This window comes from Affinundibacterium flavidum (genome assembly GCF_014284175.1).
GTDB lineage: Bacteria > Pseudomonadota > Gammaproteobacteria > Burkholderiales > Burkholderiaceae_D > Undibacterium > Undibacterium flavidum.
The window spans coordinates 306,074-331,179 of the sequence record NZ_JACOGA010000001.1; the positions used below are offsets into that span (position 1 = coordinate 306,074).

Here is a 25,106-nt window from a genome sequence, read left to right on the forward strand (position 1 = left end):
TGATTTAGTAGGGCTAAATTCGATGGTGGACTCTAAAAAAGGTAAAATAGGGTCGTTAAAAATAGTAAAGGAGCAATATGAGAGAAGTTATACGTGGAAGCGTTACACCGGATCAACTATTTGAAAACAATCGCGAGTGGGCTGCGGAGATACTCAGTCGGGATGCCAATTTCTTCAAAAAATTGGCAGAGCAACAAAGCCCTGAATATCTATGGATAGGTTGTGCAGACAGCCGAGTTCCCGCGAATGAATTGTTAGGCTTATTGCCGGGTGAATTATTCGTACATCGCAATATCGCTAATTTGGTTGTGCATTCGGATCTGAATTGCCTGTCCGTGCTGCAATTTGCAGTGGATGTTTTGAAGGTAAAACACATTATCGTGTGCGGCCACTATGGTTGTGGTGGTGTGCAAGCGGCCTTGACTGGTCGCCGTGTTGGTCTTGCAGATAATTGGCTACGCCATGTGCAAGATGTACATCAAAAACACGAAAAATATTTAGGCGAAGTATTGCCAGAGAAAGAGCGCGTTAATCGCCTATGCGAATTGAACGTGATTGAACAAGTGGTCAATGTCTGTCAGACCACAATTATTCAAGATGCGTGGGAACGTGGTCAATCGGTGGAAGTGCATGGCTGGGTTTACGGTATTCAAGATGGCTTGTTGAATGAACTTGGCATGTCTATCAATTCGCCACAAAAGTTGGCACCACATTTGGAACGTAGTTTGGCACGTTATGCTGACTGAGTTTTAAGTGAGTTGCAAGTAAGTTGGTCGATAAGTTGTAGCTTCAAAAGCGAAGCTTTATCAGAAAAAGCGAAGCATCCGAAATAGGGGGCTTCGCTTTTTTGTTGGCCCTGTGATTGCTGATCCGCTAGCAAAAAATATTTTCAAAATGCAGAGACGAATTATCTGCGAATGGTAGACAATAGCGAGCTTTTGTTGATGGCGATAATCGCTATCCTATTGCAATTCTCTTCTATTTTTCTCATGCTATCTCTAGTAAATAATTCCCGTAATAGTTCCCGTAATAGTTCCCGTATTAGTTCCCGTATAAATGGTCTCGATACTCTGCGCGCCTGTGCCATATTGCTAGTCTTGATGTACCACTACATGGTGTTTGTCAGCCATGAACCTAGCTTTGGATTTCTCAGTGAAATTGGCTGGGTCGGGGTCGATTTATTTTTCGTGCTGAGTGGCTACTTAATTGGCAATCAAATTTTTACTGGCTTAAGAAGCACCTCAGGTTTTTCACTAAAAACCTTTTACATACGCCGTGCCCTGCGTACGCTACCGAATTTCTATGTCGTGTTGGCGATCTATTTTTTGTTTCCCATAGAAGCGGGTGGTAAAGCCGTCACGCCGCTGTGGAAGTTCTTGACCTTTACTCAAAATTTTGACTTGAAACCCGGTTCGGCATTTTCACATGCCTGGTCTTTGAGTATAGAAGAGCAGTTTTATGTCGTGTTGCCATTGCTTGCGATAGCGACTATCGCCTTTTTAAAATCAGTACGTGCGATGTGGGTAGTCTTGCTAAGTGCGATGGCGGGCGCTGCGCTAATGCGTTATCTGATGTGGCAACAAGTTGGTGGCGATGGTGTCCAATATTATGTGACGATTTACTACTCAAGCTGGTGTCGTTTCGATGAGTTATTGCCAGGTGTTGCGCTCGCTTTATGGAAGAATTTTCATCCCGCTATTTGGGATCGTGCATTGAAGCGCGGGCATGTAAGTTTGGTGGGCGGAGCGATATTGTCGGGCTTAGCGATGTTCTTATTTACTAGTTTTAACTATAGTGAGGAACAGGGCTTTCTGTGGTACACGACGACATTCGGCTACACCATATTAGCTAGCGGCTTTGCTTTGCTGACCTTGGCAGGACTGAGCCCCAATTCTGCTTTGTATCGCTGGCGAATTCCCGGCGCAGCATCTTTAGCCTTGTGGTCTTATGCTTTATATTTGGTGCATAAACCTCTGATGAATGCTTTGATCCGTCCATTTGAAGCGTGGGGATGGTCTGTGAAATCCTTAGCTGGAATTGGCGCCATGTTTGCCGTGAGTTTTTTTGCTGCTTACGTCCTGTTTCGGGTTGTAGAAACACCGTTCATGCGATTGCGTGATCGCTATTTTCCTTACAAGTAAATGTTTGTCCCGAATCGCTTTGTACAGTGAACCGAGTTTCTGTGGGAAGTCACTTTGATGATCTGGAATACTAAGGCTTTCTTTGTCTTTAGTATTCAATCATGTCTTACAGCGTCGTCTGGTTCAAACGCGATTTACGCTTGTATGATCATGCGGCATTGGTTGCGGCTGCATCACGTGGACCGATTTTGTGTTTGTACGTGGTTGAACCTGATTTGTGGGCGCAAGCCGATGCCGCACGTCAGCACTTCGAATTCATTTTGGAAAGCTTGCGCGACCTATACATCGCATTAAAACAACGCGGTGGTCGTTTGCATGTCGTCACGGGCGATATCACAGAAGTGCTCAACATCTTATACGACAAAGCGCCATTTCACAGTCTGTGCGCTCATGAAGAAACAGGTAATGGTTGGACGTATCAGCGTGATTTAGCGGTAGCACGTTGGTGTCAGTCGCATCAAGTGAACTGGCTAGAGTTTCGCCAGTTTGGCGTGGTGCGTCGATTGGCAGATCGAGATCACTGGAAGGCTAGCTGGGATGCGCATGTTGAACAACTCTGTTTGCCTGTGCCTACACAGATGGCGTTCGTCGATATGCCTTGGCAAGACGCCTTGCCACCGTCAGCATGTCGATTAGATCTAGCGCAGCCTGATCCACCGCGACGGCAACGAGGCGGACGACAGCTTGGCCTCGAAGTCTTATCTTCATTTTTGTATGAACGTAGTGCCTATTATCGTGGTGGCATTTCCTCGCCCTTATCGGCGCCAGGTGCGTGCTCACGGCTTTCTCCTTACCTGACGTTTGGTTGTCTTAGTTTGCGCGAGATTGTGCATGCGACGGTGCAGCGCATGGAGCAATTGCATGAGGATCCGCTCGTTTCAAAACACCCATCAGCCACGCGTATGAAGCAGGGCTTAAACGCCTTCGTCAGTCGCTTGTATTGGCATTGTCACTTCATACAAAAGCTGGAATCCGAACCTGAAATTGAATTTCAAAACATGCATCGCGGTTACGATGGCATGTGTGAAAATGAATTTAACGACGCGCATTTTCAGGCTTTCACACAAGGGCTCACTGGTTGGCCTATGGTCGATGCCTGTATCGCGATGTTGCGTGAAACAGGTTGGATTAATTTCCGTATGCGGGCGATGTTAGTGTCGGTTGCTTCGTATCCGCTATGGCTAGATTGGCGTCCTGTTGGTGTGTGGTTGGCGACCCAGTTTTTAGATTACGAGCCGGGCATTCATTGGAGCCAAATGCAGATGCAAGCTGGTACCACGGGCATTAATGTGCCACGTGTTTATAATCCAATTAAACAGGCGCACGATCACGATCCCAAAGGCGTGTTTGTAAGGCGTTGGTTACCAGCGATGCGCAAGGTGCCCGATCTATTTTTATTTGAACCCTGGACTATGCCGTCCGATGTGCAAGCTGCTTGCGGCATTCGATTGGGACTTGACATTCCTGTGCCTCTGGTTGATTTGGATGCAGCTACCCGCGAAGCTAAAGCGAAGTTGTTTGCGGTGCGAGGATTGGCGGAAGTAAAGGCAGCTAAGTCGGCAGTAGTGAAGAAGCATGGATCGAGAAGTGCTCGTAGCTCAAAACCTGGCAAACGTGATTCAAAGAAATTGAAATCGCCGGAAGTGTCAGTCACTGCAGAGCAAACTCTTGCACCGCAACTTGGTTTCGACTTCTAGCTTTGTTACTCAAAAATCCCGATTCTTCTGATCACTAGACTTAAATCGCGTGACTTGAGTGTCCCGCAAAGCTTGATGCTTAGTCTTGCGACCTGTCACCCGTGCGCGCCACGTTTTAAAGCTTGACGTCTTCATAGCGCTGCGCATCAGCCGAATGACGGCACTTTCATTTAGACCAAACTGACGTTGAATGGCGTCGAAAGTGGTTCGGTCTTCCCACGCCATTTGTATCACTCTGTCGATGATGGCTTGAACGATTTGTTGCGTCATTACTTACGCCTTCTTGGCCCACGCCATGCACCAGCCTTTGGTATTCACTTGCTTGCCACCTAAGGCTGCGCAATTCGCCCAAGCATCTCCAGTTTTACCTTGGAATAGCATGCAGTTGGCGCAGTTTTTACCTGCTGCATAGGCGGGATATTTTTTGCTATCGACTTTGCTTGCATCATGTTTGTAGCCGAGTGCCGTTGCAGCTGGCGCATTTTCATCAACATGATTTGTTTGGGCGTTCGCTTTTAGGATCGTACCCATCGCTAAAGCGGTATGGATGGTCTGAATCAAAAATTGACGGCGTGTTTTCATTTTGTTTCCTTTTAATCGGCTTGATGGAAATGGCGCTTCGATAATCTAAATGGCTTAATTCACGGCACTACTTCAACACTAATAGCTTAGTCTATTGGTGTTTTGTTGTCCAATAAGTGAACCGTAATAAATAGTGATATTATTCGTTTTATCGGTTCAATATCGGTTCTTTTATTGAATTTCCATCAATGTAATGGTGAGCGTGCTATGAATAATGATTCAAAAAAATCCTCAGTGGTTGACCCCAATGCAACTTATCGTAGTGGTGCTGCCGCTCGTTTGTCTGGGGTTCCTGTCGAAACTTTGCGTGTGTGGGAGCGACGTTACAGCGTGACCGACCCCAATCGTTCTGAGCGCGGGCAGCGTCAATATTCGTTTGAAGATGTCCGGCGACTGGGCTTGATTAAGCAATTAGTGGATGCCGGTAATTCTATAGGTGCAGTCGCGCATCTTGATCTGCAACAGCTGCTCGCGATGCTGGGCGCGGTGGCAAATCTTCCGGCAGCGCAGTCACAAACGCAAGTAAATAACGGGCTGTTAAGAATTGCACTAGTAGGCGTGATGTTGCGTCAATCCTTAATCAATCTCGACCCAGAAATGAGTAAATTGAGTCTGGTACAAACTGCGCTGAATTTAAAACAAGCCGAATTGCAATTGAAGGATGTCAGAGTCGATGTGGTCGTGGTTGAGCAGGGCGAATTGACTGCGCCCGAAGAGCAAATTCCGTTATTGAAAGCCGCGCAACAAGCCTGTCAAGCGAACGCGGTGTTGATACTGTATCGATTTGCTTCTAGCGATGCGATTCGACAAATGCGTTTAGCTGGCTTTCATGTGGCGCGTATTCCTAGCGATATGTTGGAGGTCGATCATCTATGCCGCGTTGCGTTGGCAAGAGCGTTGACGATGGCAGAGCAACAAAGTCGTCATGGACGCAATAAAAAAGTCAACGTCAAAGTGCAAGAGAGCGCCCGCAATAATCGACGTGGAGGCATCCCGGCTCGTTTAATCGATGATGAAAGCTTGATGCATATCGCTCGATCAGCGACCAGCATTCATTGCGAATGCCCAAGGCATTTGGTGGATTTATTGCAGATGCTGACCAGCTTTGAACGCTACAGCGCGCAATGTGAAAATCGAAATGAAGATGACGCCAGCCTGCATCGCGACTTGCATCACACGGCGGCGCATGCGCGTTCTGCGTTGGAGCAGGCTTTAGTCAGAGTGGCACAGGCTGAAGGCATTCAATATTGAGATCTCTTCAGAAAAATCACAATGAAAATGCGCAAAAAATCTGATCTGCCAAGCAAGCTCTGCACGTCGTGCGGCTTGCCGTTTAGTTGGCGAAAAAAATGGGAGAAGGATTGGGATTCTGTCAGATATTGTTCCGAGCGCTGCCGTCGCTCGCGAGCTTGTGTATCGGCGAAATTGTCATGAAAAAGCTGATTATTTATTGGTTTAGAAACGATCTCAGGGTAGATGATAATCCCGCCCTAAATCACGCTTGTGCGTTGGCAGAGCGAACTGGCGCTGCCTTATTGACGGTGTTTTGTCACACCTTTGCCTACGGAACACTAGGTGCTAGCCAAACAAAATGGGGCTTTGTTCGATGCTCAGCACACAGGCAAGAATTCTTGCGCGACACCATATTTGACTTGCGTCATCAACTAAATCAATACGATATTGATCTGCTGGAACTTGATGGTGACTTAAGTGCACAGACAGAATTGTGGGCGTATTTGTGGCAGTACTATGAATTGAAAATGATAGTCTGCGAAGAGATTGCTGCGCCCGAAGAAATGGCGCAGATCAAGTCTTTGCAAGCGTTAAAATTGCCAGTGCAATCAATCTGGCAATCGACCATGTACGAATCAGCGGATTTTGATTTTGAACTGACGCAGATGCTAGATCAATTTACGACATTCAGGCACAAGATAGAGAAGGGCGCTTATCAAATTCGACAACCTGCCTTATGTGTACTCTCAAAATCATTTGCCTTACATGATTCAAACCTGCATAAATTTTCGGCACAAGTTCATGTCAATCTAGATGATAATTTCGAGCATCTCGTCCGTGATGAACGCTCATCATTTCCGTATTGGACACCCGCGTTTCGCGGTGGCAGTCAAGCAGCATCTCAACATTTACAGCGCTATTTTTCTGGCGACCTAGCGCATCACTACAAGCAAACGCGCAATCAATTATATGGTGTAGATTTTTCCACGAAATTTTCGCCTTGGCTGGCAAGTGGCGCTTTGTCCGCGCCGCAAATTATCGTAGCACTGCGTCAGTTTGAAGATGCACAAGGTAAGAGCGATAGCAGTTACTGGATTTGGTTTGAACTGTTATGGCGCGATTACTTCCGCTTTTTGCACATCAAATACGGCGCGGAACTCTATCGCGCAAGTGGCTTAGCCAAAACGCCTGTGACTCTACCTGAATTTAATGAGCCACAATTTCAAGCTTGGACACAATCTCAAACCGGTGAGCCGCTGGTCGATGCCGCAATGCGTGAACTTAAGTGCACTGGCTATTTATCGAATCGTCTCAGGCAGCAAGTGATGAGTTATTGGTTGCATGAGCTGAGCGGCGATTGGCGTGTTGCAGCAGTTTGGTTCGAATCGCAATTGCTGGATTACGATGTCTACAGCAATCAGGGCAATTGCCTGTACTTGGCGGGTTTGGGCACTGATCCGCGTGGCTATTTGGGCGGACGTTGGTTTGATCCGCAAAAGCAGGCGAAACAACATGATCCTGACGGCACCTACCGTCAGCTTTGGTCAGCTTTGGAATGCACTCTAAGAATACCATGACAAATGCTATGCAAAAGACGCAGACCTTGCGTTTGATTTTGGGCGACCAACTCAATGCACAACATAGTTGGTTTGCGCACCAACAAGACGATGTGCTGTACGTGATGATGGAAGTGCGGCAAGAGACTGATTATGTGCTGCATCATGCGCAAAAGATTCTCGCTATATTTGCGGCCATGCGCGAGTTTGCGCGGCGCTTGCAGATGGCTGGACATCGCGTGCATTATCTGACGATTGATGATCCCGATAACCTACATGCGATTCCAGCGAATATAGAAAAATTGGCGACGACTTATGGCGCGCAAGAATTTCAATATCAAGCGCCAGATGAATATCGCTTAGATCTCCAATTACAAGTGTTCGCACAAAGCACAGCGCTGCGTTGTCATATGTTTGAGAGTGGGCATTTCTTTACACGAAGAGATGAAGCTGAGAAGATTTTTGACGGTCGTAAGAAGTGGTTGATGGAACATTTTTATAGACAAATGCGGGCGAAGCATCGGGTCTTAATGGATGATCAGGAGCCAGCCGGTGGTGCCTGGAACTTTGATCATGACAACCGCAAAGCCTGGCCTGGTTTGCCTTGGGAGCCGGAAGATTTTCGACCACGCCACGATCATAGCGCGCTGTGGATGACGATACAAAACGCGGGTGTGAAAAGCTTTGGTAGTCCGAATGCAAGTGAGCTCGCCTGGCCTTTGCACAGAGACGAAGCATTGCAGCAATTACAGACCTTTGTCCGTCTGGCTTTGCCGCATTTTGGTGATTTTCAAGACGCGATGAGTAGCAAGGCTTGGCGATTATTTCATTCGCTGTTGTCGTTTGCTTTGAACGTCAAAATGATCAGCCCGCGAGAAGTGGTGGAGGCGGTGGAAGCTGCCTGGACACGCGGCGATGTGCCGATTGCTGCTGCCGAAGGATACATACGGCAAATCCTCGGCTGGCGTGAATATGTGCGCGGCGTATATTGGCATTTCATGCCCGACTATGCACAAGAAAATGTGTTCGATCATCAAACCGAATTGCCTGCATGGTTTTGGACAGGTAAAACCAAGATGCGTTGCTTATCGCATGCCATCGGTCAATCTTTAGAGCAAGCTCATGCGCATCATATTCAGCGCCTAATGGTGATTGGGAATTTTTCACTGCTAGCAGGACTGCATCCACAACGTGTGCATGAATGGTATCTCGGTGTGTATATCGACGCGTTTGAATGGGTGGAATTGCCGAACACTTTAGGCATGAGTCAATATGCGGATGGTGGTGTGCTAGCGACTAAGCCCTATGTGTCGAGTGCCGCGTACATAGACAAGATGAGCGACTATTGCAAAGGCTGTCAATACGATAAGAAGCAACGTACGACAGAGAATGCCTGCCCATTCAATGCGCTGTATTGGGACTTCTTTTCGCGCAACGAAAAACAATTATCAAACAATCCCCGGATAGGCATGGTGTATCCGCAGTTGCGTAAGATGAGCGCGGAAGCACGTCATGATTTGTCGGTGCGCGCGACTTTTTTGCGTGAGAATTTGGATGATTTGTGAGTGAATATGAATCGACAAAATCAAGAGCAGTCGCCTGAGGTTGGCAGGCCGATTAAATTAAATCCCAAAAAACTTCTACTGACCAAATGGTCTGCAGTAGAGGTCATCGCAAAGCAAAAACATTTCTTGGTGAGTCGCGTAGTACAGCCAGACGATCTGAATGCACCGATCATCGAGATAGAGATTGAAGCGGTTTATTCAGGAAATAAGCGAGTCATTTTATGGAGAGAATTGCAGGATAGCTCGCGCTGGAAACAGGGATGGGTGTGATGTTTGGAAATTTGAAGTGCTGGTGTAAGCCGCGCCGCCAAACCGTCGTGCGAGCTTTATGGAATTTGTGCTGTTAACTCCTTCCCCTTCAAGGGGAAGGTTGGGATGGGGATGGGTTTGGTCGAAAACTTGCGGTTTGTTCGGAGAAAGAAAACCCATCCCCACCCTAGCCCTCCCCTTGAAGGGGAGGAATCTGATGCACATTTCAACTGAAATTTCACATATTGAAAACAGGTCCACCACATGTCATTACACTCATTCCCCAAAAACTTCCGCGCATGCGTCATAGGTGCAAGCGGTGCTATCGGCGCAGCATTTGTCCAAGCCCTACAAAATAATCCTCATTGTGCAAGTGTGGTCGTGTTACATAGAAACTCAGTCCCCGCAATCGACTTAACCGACGAGCATAGTATCGAAGTAGCAGCAGAGCAAATTAAATCAACAGGCCCATTTCATCTCATCATTCACGCGGCTGGCATTTTGCATCAACACGATTTCATGCCCGAGAAAAAATTAGGCGATCTGAATATCGCGCAAATGCAAACCACCTTCATGGTCAATACTTTTGGTCCTGCCATGGTGTTACGCCATTTTTCAGCTTTACTCGATAAACAGCGAGGCGTATTCGCCTTGTTATCAGCCAAAGTCGGCAGCATAGAAGATAATCGTTTAGGAGGTTGGTACAGCTATCGCGCATCGAAAGCCGCGTTGAACATGATGATCAAAACCGCAGCGATAGAGATCAAGCGCACGCAACCCAATGCCGTCGTGATCGCTATGCATCCGGGTACCGTCAACTCGGCATTGTCGCGACCATTTCGAGGCGAACAAATTGGCAGGCCACCTGCACAGGCCGCGAGTGAAATGCTGGAAGTCATCGATAGATTGCAAGCCGAAGACAGTGCGAGTTTTATTAGTTACAACGGCGAGCGCTTGCCGTGGTAAATGACGAGGGTAGAATGCAGTCTTGTATGACGATTGTCTTGATCGCCTAATCTGCTCGAAAGAAACCATTCATGAAATTGAATTTGTCCATGCATAAAATAAATCTTCAATCGTGGTTTAAACGTGGTTTGTCGTTGGGCCTGCTGCAACTCTTACTTGCCTGTGCAGCCATAGACCCAAATCATATTTTGACCCGCCGTCTCGGCAATGACGCACCACCGGCTGGCGTCGCGCTTGATACCGATACGCGGCAGCGTGCTTATGATTTTGTTTGGAATCGCGTGAACGAGGCCTATGTCGATCCAAATTTAAATGGCGTCGATTGGAAGAAAGTCGGACAAGAGTATCAACCTAAAGTCTTGAGCGCGCCGACTGATGACGCGTTTTGGAAAAATCTGGATAACATGGTGGGTGAGCTAGGCGATGCCCACACGCGTGTGCTGTCAGCGAAACAATATGCCTACGATAAAGACAAACGTAGTTACACCGTAGGGTTGGGCGTTGCTGATTTGGGCGGCGAACTGATTGTGACCAGCGTTGCAAAAGATTCTCCAGCCGAAAAAGCAGGCATCCTAAAAGGTAATAAAATCGTCAGCGTTGAAGGTATCAAAGCGAACGACTGGTGGCAACTTCAATTGAGCAAGGCACGCAAAAATTCGACAGAACGCGCACGTTTTAAAACCGTAAAACGCATTCTTAACAGTGGCGATCTGGATGCGCCTTCTGACGCCGTCGCATTGCAAATTGAACGCAATGATGGCACACAGATTGATGTCAACTTATTGCGCACAGACTTGCCACGCAAAGACAGTTTGAATAGCAAGATGTTAGCGGATGAAGTTGGCTATCTGCGCTTGACAGGCTTTGACGCTAGTTTAGGCAAAGAGCTAGAAGCGACTTATGACAAAGTCAGAACCGCAAAAGGACTAGTAATAGATCTGCGCGGAAATGGCGGTGGCGCGCTCAACTTATCTTTGGCGATGATGAATCAACTGGTGCAAGGAAAAATTGCAATTGGTAAGCGCATCACACGCACAGGTAAACCCGCCACTTTATTTTTCGGCTTAATTAGTACCGGGAAATTAGAACTAGAGCTACAAGGCGTGAAAAACCCTTATCTGGGGCCTGTAGTGGTTTTGGTTGATAGCGACAGCGCCAGTGCCAGCGAATTTTTTGCAGGAAGCTTGCAAAGCATAGGTCGCGCAAAAATCATCGGTGAAACTAGTTGCGGCTGCCTGCTCGGTTATATGGGCTATGCCAATGTGCCAGGCGGTGGCGCATTAGCCTACAGCGAATTAGATTTCGCACCTGTAAATGGTAGACGTATAGAAGGTGTGGGCGTGATTCCAGATCAAACCGTCAGTGTCACGCGGGCAGATTTGTTATTGAATAAAGACGCGGGATTGGAAGCGGCAGTGCAGATGTTGAAAGGCATGCAGCAGGAGAGTGTGGTGAAATTGGCTGGCTCAGCGCAGAACTAGTTAGTTATTTCGTTAGTTCAGTATTTTATGCTGGTTGAGCCGAATACCATACTTGAAAATTCAATGGTCTTTTCGGTAATCTTATATTCATAAGGAGGATCAACCGACGTTTGACCTACCAGATCGCCATTTAATTTATACAGCCTACACTCAAGCTCTCCCAGCTCCAATATGTGTTGGCCAATTAATTCCCAGCTCCAAAATAGCATTGGGTAGTTACAGTGTTTAATGATTTTATTAATTGGGTCAACAACTGCGGAAACACTGCCACCGCCTAGAAATAGTAGTTGACTATTTTCCTCCCAAAGAATGCAAAGACTTGCCTCATCAGAAAAGTGCGACCACAAAAATAGTATTTCTATGATTTTTCCATTTATTTGAATTGAAATTCTAGATTTTCTATTCGTAGATCCGCATTCAGATACTATCAAGTCTGCATTCGAATCTTGCGTTTCAGATAGTATGGTGTGAACAGTGATTTTCGACGAACTGTATGATATTTCTGTTTTCATGATTATGTCTAAATAGAAATCAATCCTCAAAACTTGCCAAATTTTGACGCTGGCGATTCACCACTAAACGCGTGACATCCGGACGAGAATAATGCCCAGTCACGTCAAAATTTTGTCGTTCACGTCGAACCTGATTTCTATCCAGTGTAGCAATCAACAAACATTCCTGATCAATCACAGGTTCAATAATCCAGCTACCATCCGGCGCGGCGATGCAAGAACCGCCATTTGCTAACATATCAGGACAACGCGCCAAAATTTTATCCAGATGCGGCGTATCAGCCGGAATATCTTGTTTGCGCATCAGACCCGACACCGCAATACTAAAACTACGACCTTCCTTCGCAATGAATCGCGTTAAATCCTCAGTATTACGCAGATTGCCAGGCCAAATTCCCACATGCAAATCTTCACCTTGCGCATACAAAGCAGCACGCGACAAAGGCATCCAGTTTTCCCAGCAATTCAAACCACCCACGGTAAAACCATCCAGTGCATGCGTACGCAAACCATGTCCATCACCCGCCGCCCAAGTTAGACGCTCTTCGTAGGTCGGCATCAGTTTGCGATGCACAGAACCAATCACGCCATCCGCACCGATATACACACAAGAACAATACACGCTATAGCCAGTGCGATCCTTCGGACGCTCCAAACAACCGAGCATGACAGCGATCTGATGCGTTTTCGCAGCCAGACAAATACTATCCAAATCACCAGCCTCAATATCTACACCTTGCTGCACATAATAAGCATGCAAATCCTTTTGCACATCATCATTAAAACGCGCCCCATCGGTGAGATCGAGCCAGAATGGATAACCAGGCAATAAGGTTTCACCAAAACAAACCAGCCGCGCACCTTGTTTTGCTGCTTGTTGAATGTAATCGATGATCTTGGTGGTAGTAGCGAGACGGTTTAGCCAGACTGGTGCGATTTGGGCTAGGGCGACGGTGATGTGGTCTTGGTTAATTGTTGACATGGAATTTTCTAAGTAGTGGATTATTCGTTCTTGGCTTACTAATTGAAGAGGCTAGTTTTCATAGCCAGCTTCGCGTTGATGCCGTATTCCAAGAATCAGAACAGCATCTTCAAATTCTTCAAAACTATATAAACCGATATAGCCCGTATTGCCACGCGAGATCACTAATTCGCGTAATTCTTCTTTGACAGATCGGCCAATCAGCGGATGATGTTCAAGCAGAGAAATTGCCTCTTGAATTAAATCTAGGGTTGTTAAAGCGATGTTGGGATCGTAGTCGAATAAAAAATCGACCAGCCGTTCCAAATCACTCAGCGCTTGTTGCGAATAAATTATGCGCGCCATGGTTTCGCTACGAGCTTGCTTGGCGTGGATACCTTTTTCTTTTTCCCAGCATCTATTTTCTCACTGATGCGCTTGCGCAAATGTGAGTGGACATCAGCTGCGGCAAATCCTAACCCTGATTGTAGTGTTGCTGCACGAGCCGCTTGCGCGTCAGCGATAAAAGCAGCTTGCTTTTCTGCAGCCAGTGTCGCTTTACGAATCGCTTCGACCATAAATGCATGTGGCGTAATGCCTAAGTCTAGCGCTGCTGCATTGGCTTTTTGCTTGATATCGTCAGGTAGTTTGATTGAGGTTGTGGACATGATGATCAACATTAGTTGCAAAATGAGAGGTAACACTAAAGTAGCACCTTTTATTTTTTTTTGCAATATTTCTCTTCGTGAACTGAATTTGGAGAACAGAAGATTCTTGCTTTTTACAGAGTAATCTGCCACATACTTATCTGGAAAAGTTGTAGATTAAGTTCGTTTTGATATGGAATCCACAAGGGATGCGGCAGTTTGATCGGGTTCTTCTTTATGTGGCTAACTGCCATGAAACTTGCAACGGAAAAGAAACAAATTGTCTCTTTTTTGATGTTCGGGTATCGTTGTATTTTGAAAATTAAATCACATTATGCAAAAGGACTAGATTTGGTTGTGCCCAATAAGATTTTCCATAGAATCATAAGTTAACAGTTGCCGTTGAACTCGGTGACACATCAGTAGGCTCAATACCATGACAAGAAAAAAAGGCTCAAAAAATAATATTCCCTTTTTCGAAAGAGAAAAAGTTGGGACTACTGATGCTAAAGATATTAGGCATTTATCTAGGCAGACAGGCGATTCGCCACTAGCATCTTTCCTTTCGATTATGTTGCATCAAGTGAATTATTTGGTATGGATTGATAGTCGTCATAAAGAACTTATTGATCTTAAAAAACAGGGTGGTGCTCGAGGTCCCAAAGATGCTATTTTTAAGAAGTACAAATGGTATGCTGAACAATCCACGCTTTTGGAAGCAATAAATGCTTTTGAACTTTTTTATAAAAACACATTCATTTCCTTGGCCTCAGCGTTACGTTCAGTCATTCCAACAGATCAAATAAAAGGCAATATTGACTCAAAAGTTTTATGGTCTCTTCGAGGGAGATTTTCAATATCATCAGTGATATTTGAACATCAAATTTTTCATGATCTTACAAAAATTGACGAATGCTCAAATATGCTGGTGAAAGCTAAAATGTATAATCCGAATAATATAAATTCGCCGATGAGAAAAAGAATTTTAGCTATTCAGGCTGCGTTTCAAATTCGACATACCTTATCGCACAATCAGGGCAAAGTTACACAAAGTGATCGAGCAAAATTAGTAGCTTTGGGTATGGAGGTTGAGCACGGGGAGGTAATTGATCCAACGAAAGAATATTTGGGAAAGTCAATCAGAGATTTTTTAGAAGTAGAGGCAAAGTCCTATACTGAGTGGCTGCTCAGTGAAACTGCGAAGTATATAAAGAACAGATCAGATTCAAATGAAATTACATTGAATATAAAGCTCAAAGAGCGTATTGAAAAATATATAGGTTCCCACGCAGATTTAGATGCTCTTGCTTGGAGCTAAAATAATGTAGCAGGTTGATGCAGTCTTCTTCGGTGCTAATCAGCGATTTTTTGTTGACCGTTGGTGAGTTGTTGATATTCCTTGATGCTTAGAAGATCATGCGTAGTACATTCTCGGTCAGTAATGAATACCGGTCCATTGCTGGCAGCCTTCCTAGCTTGATTTGGGTGGTGAATAAACTCACTGCTAGTTAGTCTAGTAATCATCATGGTATTTTCTCCTTACCGAATTGGTAGAGATGTTGCTAAAAATATTTTATTGCACAAGAAGACGACTGAAAGTTAGGTTAATTACGAGCAAAACTCTTAAAAACAATGCTCAGCAGCAGGAAAACTTTTATCCTTAACAGCCGCCACATAAGCCATAATCGCCGCATCAATATTCGTCTGCCCCTCCATAAAATTTTTCACAAAGCGCGCTTTGCGGCCTGGGAAAACGCCGAGTAAATCGTGCATGACTAATACTTGACCAGAGCAATCAGGGCCAGCGCCTATGCCTATGGTAGGGATGTGTAATAAGTCGGTGACTTCTTTTGCTAGTCCAGCGGGGATTGCTTCTAATACCAATAACGCCGCGCCAGCTTCTTGTAATAATTGTGCGTCGGCTTTGAGTAAGTCGGCTGCGGCAGTGGTTTTACCTTGTACTTTGTAGCCGCCTAATTGATGTACTGATTGCGGTGTTAATCCAAGGTGGGCGCACACTGGGATCGAGCGTTCGGTGAGGAATTTGATGATAGGGGCGATCCATGCGCCACCTTCTACTTTGACCATTTGCGCGCCAGCTTGTATTAGTTGTACTGCGTTGGCAAAAGCGGTTTCTGGTGTTGGGTAGGTGCCAAACGGCATATCGGCAACCACGAAAGCTTTGTCATTGCCGCGTACTACGCTGGCGGTGTGGTACGCGACGTCGGCGTTAGTAACGGGCAGGGTGGAGCTGTGTCCTTGGCAGACCATGCCGAGTGAATCTCCGATCAATAAAACCTCGACACCACAGCGATCCATCATCGCCGCAAAGCTGGCGTCATAGCAGGTCAACATAGTGATTTTTTCACCTTGTTCACGCAGAGTATTGAGTGTCGTGATGGTGACCGCTTTGCGGTCTTGTAAGTATTCAGCCACGATGTTTCCTTTGGTGTGAAGTTCACATGTTACTTATAAAGCGACATGATTTGTTTATCTGGGGATGGTCGAAAATTTGTCCCAGCTAGGCGTGGCGTCGCTGACAGTATTTAAGTACGGCAAGACGCTACAACAACGCTGGGGCAGTTTTTCGGGCATCCTAACTTCTAAAAATAAAATACACAGCGCCCACTAAACATAATCCCGCCCACACATAGTCTAACTTAAACGGCTGATTCATATAGATCATCGAAAACGGAACGAAGACCAACAGCGTTAAGACTTCTTGCAGGATTTTGAGTTGCGCCAAACTGTATTGAGTGTAACCGATACGATTCGCGGGAACCTGGAGTAAATATTCAAAAAGGGCAATGCCCCAACTGATAAAAGCAGCGATATACCAGGCTTTGCTATTGAGATTTTTGAGGTGCCCGTACCAGGCGAAAGTCATGAAGACGTTCGAGAGTATCAATAGTCCGGTGGTTTGAATGATGATGGGGATTTGCATAGCGGTTTTGGCTCGTACTAGAAAGTATTGCCTAAAGTTTCCGGATGCTCTGATCCGCAACTATGGGTGCGAATTCATGTGCAGGGCCTTTACCGGGAACATTGATGAAGGGATCGAGCTGTAACAAGGGAATCAAGACGAAGGCACGCTCTGTCATACGTGGATGTGGCACAGTCAAGTGTTCAGTATTGATCGTTTGTTGACCGTATAGCAGCAAATCAAGATCTAAGGTGCGCGGTGCGTTCCGATACGGGCGTTCACGACCGCAGGCTAGTTCTAATACTTGCAAATGTTCCAGTAAAACCTGCGCATCTAAATCAGTTTCTAAGGCCGCGACAGCATTGATATAGTCATCACCGCTGGAATCTATCGGTGCGGTGATGAACAGCGAGGAAGCTTGCTTGAATTGTGTTTGCGGCAAACTGCGCAGCTTTTCAATTGCGTATTCAACCATCGCACGAGCATCGCCGAGATTGGCACCGATACCTATGTAAGCACTGATAGCCATGGATTTATTCGGCAGAATCTGCTTTAGGTTTTGCGCTTGAATTTCGGTTCGGACTGCGGCGCGGGCGGCGTTTTTTTGCTGGTGCGCTTTCTGCTGTTTTCGCCTTTGGTTTGATGCTCAATAAGCGTACGCGGTCTTGTTCATCGCCATTGATAAAGTCGGTCCACCATTCGCCGAGCTCGGCATCGATTTCACCGGAAGCACAACGCAGTAATAGAAAATCGTAACCAGCGCGCAGGCGATTATTTTCTAAGAGTTTGTAAGGTGCTTTACCTATGCGTTTTTCAAAGCGCGGTTGCATCGCCCAAATATCGCGCATGTCGGTACCAATTTTGCGTTGCAGAGCGAGCGCATCGGTTTGCGTATTCAATACGTCATCGGCGGCTAAATGCAAAGCAGGGATAGGCAATTCGCCCGACACTTTGTAGGCTTCCCATTTTTCTACGACTTGATGCCAAAGCAGTGAGGCAAATAAGAATCCAGGAGAAACTGTTTTACCTTGTTGTACGCGTTCGTCCGTATTCGCCAAAGCTAAGGTGACAAAGCGTTCGCCCAAAGGCTGTTCAAGCACGACATCGAGTAAAGGCATCAAACCGTGATGCAAGCCTTCTTTGCGTAATTGCTGTAAACATGCCATCGCATGTCCGCTCATTAAGAGCTTAAGCATTTCATCAAACACGCGAGCGCTGGGCACATTGTTGATTAAGGCCGCCATTACTTTGATCGGCGCGCGGGTTTCGGCATCGATGGTGAATTTGAGTTTGGCGGCAAAGCGCACGACGCGCAACATGCGGATAGGATCTTCACGATAGCGCAGTTCAGGCACGCCTATGATGCGCAAAGTCTTTTTACGGATATCGGCAATGCCGCCGTGGTAATCCAACACCGTTTGACTGGCTGGGTCGTAATACATGGCATTGATAGTGAAGTCGCGTCTTACCGCATCTTCATGTTGCTCACCAAAGGTATTGTCGCGCAACACGCGTCCGTGCTCATCTTTAGGCGCTTCGTTCTTGGCGGCGCCACGGAAAGTCGTGACTTCGATTAAGTCTTGCCCGAACATCACGTGCACGATCTGAAAGCGGCGACCGATTATAAAAGCGCGGCGGAAGAGGCGTTTGACTTGTTCTGGCGTCGCATTGGTCGCCACGTCAAAATCTTTGGGTTTTACGCCTAACAATAAATCACGTACTGCGCCGCCGACGATGAAAGCTTTAAAGCCATTGTCCTGCAAAGTTTGCGTCACACGGATCGCGTTATTCGATACTAAGTCAGGATCGATGCCGTGTTCTTTTGCGCTCAAGACTTTTGGCTTGTTTTTCTTTGCGCTCGCTTTGCCTTGATCGATGGTGTCGTCAGGGTTCTTAACGCCTAAGATTTTGCGGATAAATTTCTTAATCATGCTTTTTGTGCAGCTCAGTTGTGTAATTCAAACAGTTGTAAGGTCGGCCAGCCATGTGCCTGTGCATGGGCTTGCAATAGTTTATTCGGATTGGTCGCTATTGGGTGAGTCACGATAGAGAGCAAGGGAATATCGTTTTGTGAATCGCTGTAAAAATAACTCTTAGTAAAATCACTCAATTGCTTACCTTGTTGCGCCAGCCATGCGTTTAAGTGCGTGACTTTGCCGGGGCCCGAAGTCGGTACACCGCGCAGTTTACCAGTCAAATTGCCTAGTTCGTCTAAATGTGGTTCTGCTGCCAACAAATGTTCTACGCCTAAGGCTTGTGCAATCGGTTGCGTCACGAAGCGATTGGTGGCGGTAATGATGGCGATCAAGTCGTTTTGGTCTTGATGCCGCTTGAGCAGGTCACGTGCTGCTGGTAAGAGGGCGGGATTGATGACTTCGTGCATGAATTGCGCGTGATAATCGTCTAATTGCTGACGTGGAAATTGCGCCAAGGTTCCTAGCGCAAATTCCAGATACTCGACCGGATCTAAGCTGCCCGCTTGGTATTGGGCAAAGAATTCTGCATTGCGACGACCAAATTCTTCAGCATTGACCGCACCGATGCGACATAGGAATTGACCCCATTCGTAATCGGAATCGATGGGTAGTAAGGTGTGGTCAAGATCAAATAGGGCGATGTTTTGCGTGGATTGTTTATTCATAAGCATGTTCAAATTGTTCGCTATATAGGCCAAGCCAGGCAAGGCAAGAAATTATTCCGCATGATCTCTTTGTAATAATTCACGCAACAAGGGAAGCGTAATCGGGCGCTTGGTTTCCAACGAATAGTGATCAAGTTCGCTTAACATAGACGTTAATGAGCGCATGTCGCGGCGGTAGTGCGTAATCAGATAGGGTAACACGCCCTGTGCTAATCCTATGCCTTTTGCCTGTGCCGCGCGTTCTAAGGCATCAATTTTGTCTTCATCAGACAAACCGATTACTTGATAAATCAAACCCCAGCCAAGCCGGGTGCGCAGATCGTCACGCACGTTCAAAATCATCGGTGGGTGGTTGCCTGCGGCGACAAAAAACGCCCCATTTGCACGCGCTTCATTAAATAAAGCAAAGGCATCGATCTGCGCTGCAGCTGACAACTGATCACAATCGTCGAGCAAATACAGATCCACCTCTGGGCTATACCAAAATTGCTCTTCGGGTGCGTCGGCGTTGATGTAGCGGGTGTTGGGCGCTTGTGCAATTGCGTGCAGCAGATGCGTTTTTCCAGCACCAGCTTCGCCCCACAAATACACGGAGCGCTCTCCATATTGGCTGGCGGTGCGCTCGGAGAATAGGCACAAAATCTGCGCCAATTCTGCATTTTGTCCCACTACAAAAGTATCTAAAGACGGAAGACTTTCCGCATCCAGATCAAGTAAAAGCTGTCTCATTGTCATGAATATCGTCAAAAAACTAATTTCGTACCGCTGAACATATTGCCAACTAAGTCATTGCTGACTGAGCTAACTAAGACTGACGATAAAAGGAACTATTTAAATAAGAAAGTCGCAAATTCTTCGCTGCAACCGAGATAACGGCAGAAGCAGGTAAGGCGACTAGAATACCGATAAAACCAAATAATTGACCAAAGGCCATTAAGGCAAAAATGACAGTCAGTGGATGCAATCCGATGCGTTCGCCCACCAACTTCGGAGTCAAGATGAAAGATTCTAATGCTTGGCCAATCCCATACACGATACCGACCGCCACCAATCCATGCAAATCATTAAATTGCAGGACTGCACTGACCAAAGCTAAAAATAGCCCTAAACCATAACCTAGGTAAGGGATAAATACCAATAAGCCCGTCAATATGCCGACCGGCAACGCTAAATCAAAGCCAGCGATGGCCAAACCCAAGGAATAGTAGATCGCCAAAATCACCATCACCATGATTTGACCGCGCAGGTATTGCGCCAGTAATTCGTCTACTTCTTTAAACCATGTTTGCGTCTGTTTTAACCAACGACGAGGGATGAAGTTACGCAGGCGTCCAATGAGTGCGTGCCAATCCACCAGAAGGTAAAACAGCACAATAGGAATCAAAATAAAGTTGGCGAGCATACCCAAAACTGCAGTGCCGCCAACGCGAATAGAGGACAGCACGGCTTTGCCGATCACGTCGCCACTGCTAGCTAAATGATCGCTGATAATGGCTTTGATGCCTTCGCTGTCGATATTGGCTTGAATACCAAAATCGCGCAAAATGGGGCCAAGCATGGTGTTAAATCTATCCAAAAATTGCGGGATTTGATTATGAAGAAGCGGAATTTGCTTTTGTAAGATGGGCACCATGATCAAAACAATTGCCAAAATACAGGCGACGACCAGTAAGATCATCAGGGTTGCGGCGATTGGTCGCGGCATGTGAAAGCCTTTTATTCTTAGCTTACACAGCTTATCTAGCCAAGGATTAAGTACATACGCCAAGATCGCCGCAACAATAAATGGCATCAGAATCGGGCCAAGTAAAGATAGCAAAAGTATAAAGGCGAGTGCGACACTCAGCCATGTAATAGTTTGCTTTTGATTGCTGGTCAGATTAAAAGGCATAGTCTTTTCTTAGTTAAGCAAATATTGAAACCGCTAGTTTGCCTAAAAACTAGGTAAAACCTAGGTCAATTTGTTAAAATAGCGGTTTTGGATGTGCTGAAAATCGTTTTTTCTGGAATTTAAACTAATTTCAGTTGAAAAATAGATGTTGAACATCCTAAGTTTCTGGCAATTCCGCTATTTTACCGCCTCAAGCCCCTACTGACGAATATCCTATGAGCACAAATACTCCTGTTTCTCTTTCTTATGCCGACGCTGGTGTCGATATGGTTGCTGGCGACGCGCTGGTCGATGCGATTAAGCCATTCGCAAAACGCACGATGCGCGAAGGCGTGATGGCTGGTATCGGTGGCTTTGGCGCGATGTTTGAAGTCAGCAAAAAATATAAAGAACCAGTGTTGGTTTCTGGTACAGATGGCGTTGGTACTAAGCTGAAATTGGCTTTTCACTTGAATCGTCACGATACAGTTGGTATCGATTTGGTCGCCATGAGCGTTAATGACATCTTGGTGCAAGGCGCAGAACCATTGTTTTTCCTCGACTATTTTGCCTGTGGCAAATTAGACGTGGCAACGGCGACCGATGTGATCAAAGGCGTGGCATTTGGCTGCGAACAAGCAGGGTGCGCATTGATCGGTGGTGAAACCGCTGAAATGCCGTCTATGTATCCAGAAGGCGAATACGATTTAGCTGGTTTCGCAGTTGGCGCCGTAGAAAAATCTAAGATCATCGACGGTAGCAAAATTGTTCCAGGTGATGTGATCTTGGGCTTGGCTTCTTCCGGTATTCATTCCAACGGTTTTTCTTTAGTGCGTAAAATCATCGAAGTCGCGAATCCAGATTTGAACGCGGATTTCCATGGTCGTAGCTTAGCAGATGCCCTGATTGCACCAACGCGTATCTACGTCAAACCTTTGCTGGCTTTGATGGCGAGCATGGAAGTCAAAGGTATGGCGCATATTACTGGTGGTGGTTTGGTAGAAAACGTACCACGCGTATTGGGCGACAAGTTGACCGCGATATTGGACAGCAAATCTTGGGAAATGCCACCGTTGTTCAAATGGTTGCAACAACATGGTGGCGTAGCCGATGCAGAAATGCACCGTGTATTCAACTGCGGTATTGGTATGGTTGTGATTATGGCAGCAGACCAAGCGGATGCAGCGATGGCGCAATTGGCAGCAGCCGGTGAGACCGTATTTAAGATTGGTACTATCCGTGCTCGTGAAGGTGATGAGCATCAAACGATAGTGGTATAAGCGGATAGTCGAAAAGCTCTTAGTGCATCAGAACTTTGTTTAAGGACAAAACGCACGTTCAATCGATGAACGTGCGTTTTTTATTGTGCAATCTGTTTGATTTTCGAAAATTAGTGGTGATGCGTTAAATGTCTAAATTTGGCATTTACTGATGCAGTGATTCCCACAAACTATCCCAATCTTCTGCTTTGAACGTGCCTTCGCGTTTCAAGCTGATTTGCCCATCTGGGCTTATAAGGAAGTGACTAGGGTCAGCATTCATCTGACCAAATCCAGTAATTGCTTCCGCGTTGCCGCGCCAGATTAAGGGAAACTGCTGATTCTTAGGAATGCTTGCCGCCAATATTTGGGTGTATAAATTAAAGTCAGCTCTCGTCTTATCGGTATTGACGCCTATCAAAACAAAATTCTTGGCATTATTGTCGCGATAGAATTCACGCATTAATTTCAAATCGCGAGCGCAGACACTACAGCCAGCACTATAAAAGCTGACCAAAACTGTTTTGCCTGCATAATTTCTCAAATCAATTTTCTTGCCGGTGTAATCAGTACCAATTAATCCCAGCTTTGCTGTTGCTTTGATTTGTTGGGCGAAATTTGGCGTGCTAAAGCCAATCGCAAAAACAAACCAGCTCATTCTAAATATAAATTTGTACATAATCGCCATGATGGAAGGGTTAGAAGTGTTTGAGGAGTTAATGGCGATTAGTCGTGGGGCGGAGCAAGAAATTACACGATAGGATGAAAAAATAAATTTGCGGCAATTTTGACTTGTCGAAAATCGAAATATTATTTGCGCGTAAATGGTTTTCCCCAATTAGGAACTCCATGAATCAAAACGCAAAAATGATCGATGATCAAATAAATCTAGCGTTTATTCACTTTTTATCAGAAAAAAGTCTAATTTAATATCAATAGTGCATTAAAGGTGACATCCTACGTCTGCAAGATCCTTCAAATACTTTAGAATAGAGGGCTACGTTAAAAATACAGTGAATAGCCAGCTAGAAAGCGACTATTGACGCAGGAAAAACTCATGAAACTATCGAATACCCAAGAAATCGTTGAAGAATTACGTGCTGGTCGTATGGTGATTTTGGTTGATGAAGAAGATAGAGAGAATGAAGGTGATTTGGTCTTAGCAGCCGAATTCGTCACACCCGAGGCGATTAATTTTATGGCTAAGTATGGCCGCGGATTAATTTGTCTCACCCTGACAGAAGAGCGATGCGAGCAACTTAATTTGCCGATGATGTCGAGTCGAAATGGTACGGCTTATGGCACAAATTTTACAGTATCGATAGAAGCTGCTGAAGGCGTAACGACTGGTATTTCTGCGGCAGATCGTGCGCGGACTATACAGGTTGCTGTCGATCCGAAAATGACAGCGGACGATATTGTGCAACCCGGACATATTTTTCCTTTGAAAGCGCAAAAAGGCGGTGTCTTGATGCGTGCGGGTCACACCGAAGCAGGATGTGATTTCGCAGAATTAGCTGGATTGAATCCATCCTCCGTGATCTGTGAAATCATGAAAGATGACGGTACGATGGCGCGCCTGCCAGACCTTTTAGAGTTTGCGGCGACACATGGTTTGAAGATAGGCACGATTGCTGACTTAATTCGCTATCGCAGCCAAAATGAGAGTATGGTGCAGCGTGTAGCAGAGCGGGAAATGAATACCGCGCATGGCATGTTTAAGGCGATTGTCTATCGCGACTTACCAAGTAATTCTGCGCATTTGGCTTTGGTGCATGGCACCGTTAGCGCAGATCAAGAAGCATTGGTGCGCGTGCATCAACCAGTTTCTATTTTGGACCTATTAGAAAGTCAGGTTTCTACCCACTCTTGGAATATTGCAAGCGCCTTGGCCGCGATTAAAGCGTCAAACAATGGCGTGATGGTTTTGTTGAATTGCGAAGAAACGGCTGAGCAATTGTTTGCGCAATTTAATGCTTTAAATACGCCTGAAAAACGTCCGCAAGGCCGCGCTGCGCGTATGGATTTAAGAACCTACGGAATTGGCGCTCAGATTTTGAAGGATGTTGGCGTTGGGCGTATGCGTTTATTGGCAAATCCGCGAAAAATGCCTTCTATGACAGGCTTTAATTTGGAAGTGACGGGTTACCTGGATTGTCCAAAAGATTGTTAGACTTGGCGATAATTGTGGTGCTTTCGAAATAATCTATTAGTGATGTATATGGTCAGAATTGACCTGAAGGGAAATAAAATGACAGTTGGACATTACGAATCAAATTTGGATGGCGCAGGTGTACGTGTTGGCATCGTTCAAGCGCGCTTTAATGAAAATATTGGTGCTGGCTTATTGAACGCGTGTTTGCAAGAGTTGAAAAACCTTGGTGTGATGAATGAGGATATTCTTCACGTAACCGTACCAGGCGCCTTGGAAGTTCCTCTAGCCTTGCAAAAAATGGCTGCGACCAATCAATTTGATGCATTGATTGCCTTAGGTGCTGTGATTCGTGGCGAAACTTATCATTTTGAATTGGTTTCAAATGAATCGGGTGCAGGCATTACGCGTGTTGGACTCGATGCAGGTATTCCGATTGCGAACGCTATTTTGACGACAGAAACTGACGAGCAAGCGGAAGTTCGTATGCAAGAAAAGGGTGCGGATGCGGCGCGTGTTGCCGTTGAAATGGCTAATTTGGCCTTGGCCTTAGAAGAACTGGCAGAAGCGACAGAAGATATTGATTACGATGACGAGTAGTCTGTAGCCGAATCATTTTTAGTAATACAGATAGAGCGACAAAAAATTAGTAGGGCTAGCAGAAGAGTCTG

At 45.9% G+C, this 25,106-nt stretch carries 29 protein-coding genes; 14 read left to right on the forward strand and 15 right to left on the reverse strand.

Annotated features, from left to right (window positions below):
* The first annotated feature begins 77 nt into the window (after positions 1-77).
* The 3 genes from can to H8K55_RS01295 all read left to right on the forward strand — a co-directional run bounded on the left by can (position 78) and on the right by H8K55_RS01295 (position 3,838).
* Positions 78-746 (forward strand): carbonate dehydratase, encoded by a 669-nt coding sequence (gene can, locus H8K55_RS01285; protein ID WP_186940206.1) that lies wholly within the window; start codon positions 78-80, stop codon positions 744-746.
* 243 nt (positions 747-989) lie between these two features.
* On the forward strand, positions 990-2,141 hold the full coding sequence (locus H8K55_RS01290) for an acyltransferase family protein (RefSeq protein WP_186940337.1): 1,152 nt from the start codon (positions 990-992) through the stop codon (positions 2,139-2,141).
* A 101-nt stretch (positions 2,142-2,242) separates the two neighbouring features.
* Positions 2,243-3,838, forward strand: coding sequence for an FAD-binding domain-containing protein (locus tag H8K55_RS01295; RefSeq protein ID WP_186940207.1), 1,596 nt, complete (start codon positions 2,243-2,245; stop codon positions 3,836-3,838).
* Between the two features lie 9 nt (positions 3,839-3,847).
* Here the strand turns inward: H8K55_RS01295 and H8K55_RS01300 are convergent, their stop codons facing one another.
* Positions 3,848-4,108, reverse strand: coding sequence for a TIGR03643 family protein (locus tag H8K55_RS01300; RefSeq protein ID WP_186940208.1), 261 nt, complete (start codon positions 4,106-4,108; stop codon positions 3,848-3,850).
* A 3-nt stretch (positions 4,109-4,111) separates the two neighbouring features.
* Positions 4,112-4,369 carry a high-potential iron-sulfur protein gene (locus H8K55_RS01305; RefSeq protein WP_408057945.1) on the reverse strand — a complete coding sequence of 86 codons (258 nt, stop codon included), beginning with the start codon at positions 4,367-4,369 and terminating at the stop codon, positions 4,112-4,114.
* 258 nt (positions 4,370-4,627) lie between these two features.
* Between H8K55_RS01305 and H8K55_RS01310 the strand changes: the two genes are divergently transcribed.
* The 7 genes from H8K55_RS01310 to H8K55_RS01340 all read left to right on the forward strand — a co-directional run bounded on the left by H8K55_RS01310 (position 4,628) and on the right by H8K55_RS01340 (position 11,470).
* Positions 4,628-5,671: a MerR family transcriptional regulator gene (locus H8K55_RS01310; RefSeq protein WP_186940210.1), complete on the forward strand. Its 1,044-nt coding sequence runs from the start codon at positions 4,628-4,630 to the stop codon at positions 5,669-5,671.
* Positions 5,672-5,698: 27 nt separating this feature from the next.
* Positions 5,699-5,854 (forward strand): DUF2256 domain-containing protein, encoded by a 156-nt coding sequence (locus tag H8K55_RS01315; RefSeq protein ID WP_186940338.1) that lies wholly within the window; start codon positions 5,699-5,701, stop codon positions 5,852-5,854.
* The gene (locus H8K55_RS01320; protein ID WP_186940211.1) at positions 5,851-7,230 is read left to right on the forward strand and encodes a DASH family cryptochrome; all 1,380 of its coding nucleotides are present in this window, start codon (positions 5,851-5,853) and stop codon (positions 7,228-7,230) included. Before H8K55_RS01315 ends, H8K55_RS01320 begins: the two co-directional genes overlap by 4 nt.
* Positions 7,227-8,774, forward strand: a complete 1,548-nt coding sequence (locus H8K55_RS01325) for a cryptochrome/photolyase family protein (protein WP_230408444.1) — start codon at positions 7,227-7,229, stop codon at positions 8,772-8,774. Before H8K55_RS01320 ends, H8K55_RS01325 begins: the two co-directional genes overlap by 4 nt.
* A gap of 6 nt (positions 8,775-8,780) precedes the next feature.
* Positions 8,781-9,044 (forward strand): TIGR02450 family Trp-rich protein, encoded by a 264-nt coding sequence (locus H8K55_RS01330; protein ID WP_186940212.1) that lies wholly within the window; start codon positions 8,781-8,783, stop codon positions 9,042-9,044.
* 243 nt (positions 9,045-9,287) lie between these two features.
* The gene (locus tag H8K55_RS01335; protein WP_186940213.1) at positions 9,288-9,989 is read left to right on the forward strand and encodes an SDR family NAD(P)-dependent oxidoreductase; all 702 of its coding nucleotides are present in this window, start codon (positions 9,288-9,290) and stop codon (positions 9,987-9,989) included.
* Between the two features lie 89 nt (positions 9,990-10,078).
* Positions 10,079-11,470: a S41 family peptidase gene (locus H8K55_RS01340; protein ID WP_186940214.1), complete on the forward strand. Its 1,392-nt coding sequence runs from the start codon at positions 10,079-10,081 to the stop codon at positions 11,468-11,470.
* A gap of 17 nt (positions 11,471-11,487) precedes the next feature.
* On the opposite strand, the gene H8K55_RS01345 is transcribed toward H8K55_RS01340, so the two are convergent.
* The 4 genes from H8K55_RS01345 to H8K55_RS01360 are packed head-to-tail and all read right to left on the reverse strand — an operon-like array spanning position 11,488 to position 13,611.
* Positions 11,488-11,982 (reverse strand): hypothetical protein, encoded by a 495-nt coding sequence (locus H8K55_RS01345; RefSeq protein ID WP_186940215.1) that lies wholly within the window; start codon positions 11,980-11,982, stop codon positions 11,488-11,490.
* 19 nt (positions 11,983-12,001) lie between these two features.
* On the reverse strand, positions 12,002-12,964 hold the full coding sequence (locus tag H8K55_RS01350; RefSeq protein ID WP_186940216.1) for a carbon-nitrogen hydrolase family protein: 963 nt from the start codon (positions 12,962-12,964) through the stop codon (positions 12,002-12,004).
* 51 nt (positions 12,965-13,015) lie between these two features.
* Positions 13,016-13,309: a type II toxin-antitoxin system RelE/ParE family toxin gene (locus tag H8K55_RS01355; protein ID WP_186940217.1), complete on the reverse strand. Its 294-nt coding sequence runs from the start codon at positions 13,307-13,309 to the stop codon at positions 13,016-13,018.
* Positions 13,297-13,611 (reverse strand): hypothetical protein, encoded by a 315-nt coding sequence (locus H8K55_RS01360; RefSeq protein WP_186940218.1) that lies wholly within the window; start codon positions 13,609-13,611, stop codon positions 13,297-13,299. Before H8K55_RS01360 ends, H8K55_RS01355 begins: the two co-directional genes overlap by 13 nt.
* A 415-nt stretch (positions 13,612-14,026) precedes the next feature.
* On the opposite strand from H8K55_RS01360, the gene H8K55_RS01365 reads away from it, so the two are divergent.
* Positions 14,027-14,908 (forward strand): hypothetical protein, encoded by an 882-nt coding sequence (locus tag H8K55_RS01365; protein ID WP_186940219.1) that lies wholly within the window; start codon positions 14,027-14,029, stop codon positions 14,906-14,908.
* A 35-nt stretch (positions 14,909-14,943) separates the two neighbouring features.
* Here the strand turns inward: H8K55_RS01365 and H8K55_RS01370 are convergent, their stop codons facing one another.
* The 8 genes from H8K55_RS01370 to H8K55_RS01405 all read right to left on the reverse strand — a co-directional run bounded on the left by H8K55_RS01370 (position 14,944) and on the right by H8K55_RS01405 (position 21,045).
* Positions 14,944-15,117, reverse strand: a complete 174-nt coding sequence (locus H8K55_RS01370) for a hypothetical protein (protein WP_186940220.1) — start codon at positions 15,115-15,117, stop codon at positions 14,944-14,946.
* Positions 15,118-15,213: 96 nt separating this feature from the next.
* Positions 15,214-16,026, reverse strand: coding sequence for a 3-methyl-2-oxobutanoate hydroxymethyltransferase (panB, locus tag H8K55_RS01375; protein ID WP_186940221.1), 813 nt, complete (start codon positions 16,024-16,026; stop codon positions 15,214-15,216).
* Positions 16,027-16,186: 160 nt separating this feature from the next.
* On the reverse strand, positions 16,187-16,534 hold the full coding sequence (locus H8K55_RS01380; RefSeq protein ID WP_186940222.1) for a DMT family protein: 348 nt from the start codon (positions 16,532-16,534) through the stop codon (positions 16,187-16,189).
* A 31-nt stretch (positions 16,535-16,565) separates the two neighbouring features.
* The gene (gene folK, locus H8K55_RS01385) at positions 16,566-17,042 is read right to left on the reverse strand and encodes a 2-amino-4-hydroxy-6-hydroxymethyldihydropteridine diphosphokinase (protein ID WP_186940223.1); all 477 of its coding nucleotides are present in this window, start codon (positions 17,040-17,042) and stop codon (positions 16,566-16,568) included.
* Between the two features lie 4 nt (positions 17,043-17,046).
* Positions 17,047-18,444 (reverse strand): polynucleotide adenylyltransferase PcnB, encoded by a 1,398-nt coding sequence (gene pcnB, locus H8K55_RS01390; protein ID WP_186940224.1) that lies wholly within the window; start codon positions 18,442-18,444, stop codon positions 17,047-17,049.
* A gap of 14 nt (positions 18,445-18,458) precedes the next feature.
* Positions 18,459-19,154, reverse strand: coding sequence for a histidinol-phosphatase (locus H8K55_RS01395; RefSeq protein ID WP_186940225.1), 696 nt, complete (start codon positions 19,152-19,154; stop codon positions 18,459-18,461).
* A 51-nt stretch (positions 19,155-19,205) separates the two neighbouring features.
* Complete coding sequence (hda, locus tag H8K55_RS01400) at positions 19,206-19,883, reverse strand: DnaA regulatory inactivator Hda (RefSeq protein ID WP_186940226.1); 678 nt, start codon at positions 19,881-19,883, stop codon at positions 19,206-19,208.
* A gap of 76 nt (positions 19,884-19,959) precedes the next feature.
* On the reverse strand, positions 19,960-21,045 hold the full coding sequence (locus tag H8K55_RS01405; RefSeq protein WP_186940227.1) for an AI-2E family transporter: 1,086 nt from the start codon (positions 21,043-21,045) through the stop codon (positions 19,960-19,962).
* A 215-nt stretch (positions 21,046-21,260) separates the two neighbouring features.
* Between H8K55_RS01405 and purM the strand changes: the two genes are divergently transcribed.
* Positions 21,261-22,304 carry a phosphoribosylformylglycinamidine cyclo-ligase gene (gene purM / locus H8K55_RS01410; RefSeq protein WP_186940228.1) on the forward strand — a complete coding sequence of 348 codons (1,044 nt, stop codon included), beginning with the start codon at positions 21,261-21,263 and terminating at the stop codon, positions 22,302-22,304.
* A gap of 145 nt (positions 22,305-22,449) precedes the next feature.
* Here the strand turns inward: purM and H8K55_RS01415 are convergent, their stop codons facing one another.
* Positions 22,450-22,941, reverse strand: a complete 492-nt coding sequence (locus tag H8K55_RS01415; protein WP_186940229.1) for a peroxiredoxin family protein — start codon at positions 22,939-22,941, stop codon at positions 22,450-22,452.
* Positions 22,942-23,340: 399 nt separating this feature from the next.
* Between H8K55_RS01415 and ribBA the strand changes: the two genes are divergently transcribed.
* Both ribBA and ribH read left to right on the forward strand, forming a co-directional pair.
* Positions 23,341-24,456, forward strand: a complete 1,116-nt coding sequence (gene ribBA / locus H8K55_RS01420; RefSeq protein WP_186940230.1) for a bifunctional 3,4-dihydroxy-2-butanone-4-phosphate synthase/GTP cyclohydrolase II — start codon at positions 23,341-23,343, stop codon at positions 24,454-24,456.
* Positions 24,457-24,534: 78 nt separating this feature from the next.
* Complete coding sequence (gene ribH, locus H8K55_RS01425) at positions 24,535-25,035, forward strand: 6,7-dimethyl-8-ribityllumazine synthase (RefSeq protein WP_186940231.1); 501 nt, start codon at positions 24,535-24,537, stop codon at positions 25,033-25,035.
* Positions 25,036-25,106 lie beyond the last annotated feature (71 nt).